This window comes from Mesorhizobium sp. M1217 (genome assembly GCF_040318275.1).
GTDB lineage: Bacteria > Pseudomonadota > Alphaproteobacteria > Rhizobiales > Rhizobiaceae > Mesorhizobium.
The window spans coordinates 1-883 of record NZ_JAMYMA010000058.1; the positions used below are offsets into that span (position 1 = coordinate 1).

Sequence of the window (883 nt, forward strand, 5' to 3'; positions counted from 1 at the left end):
GAGAGAATCATCGCATGGCTATTGAGAAGGAACTTCTGGACCAACTGCTTGCCGGCCGCGATCCGAATGAGGTGTTTGCCAAGGACGGATTGCTCGACGACCTGAAGAAGGCGCTTTCGGAACGGATTCTGAACGCTGAACTCGACGAGCACCTTGAGGACGAACGCACCGACGGCAGCGTCAATCGCCGCAACGGCCATTCGCGGAAGTCGGTGCTGACGGGCACGTCGAAGATGACGCTGTCGATCCCGCGCGACCGGGCCGGGACCTTCGATCCGAAGCTGATCGCCAAATACCAGCGCCGTTTTCCCGATTTCGATGACAAGATCATCTCCATGTACGCGCGCGGCATGACAGTGCGCGAGATCCGCGGCCATCTGGAGGAGCTCTACGGCATCGACGTGTCGCCGGACCTGATCTCGGCGGTTACCGATGCGGTCCTGGAGGAAGTGGCCGAGTGGCAGAACCGGCCGCTGGACGCGGTATATCCGCTCGTCTTCTTCGATGCCATACGGGTCAAGATCAGGGACGAGGGCTTCGTCAGGAACAAGGCCGTCTACATCGCGCTCGGCATCCTGCCGGACGGCACGAAGGAGATTCTCGGCATCTGGATCGAGCAGACCGAGGGCGCCAAGTTCTGGCTGCGCGTCATGAACGAGTTGAAGAGCCGTGGCGTCGCCGACGTCCTGATCGCCGTCGTCGACGGCCTCAAGGGCTTCCCCGAGGCGATCAACGCCGTCTTTCCCCAGACTGTCGTCCAGACCTGCATCGTGCACCTGATCCGTCATTCCCTGGAGTTCGTGTCCTGGAAGGACCGCAAGTCCGTCGTGCCGGCGCTGCGCGCGATCTACCGGGCCAAGGACGCCGAAGCCGGCATGAAGGC

General features: G+C 62.1%; 1 protein-coding gene. It reads left to right on the forward strand.

What is annotated here, in order from left to right; all coding sequences use genetic code 11:
• Positions 1–14: 14 nt before the first annotated feature.
• On the forward strand, positions 15–883 hold an 869-nt coding region (locus NKH37_RS33980; protein ID WP_352596375.1), incomplete at its 3' end, for an IS256 family transposase.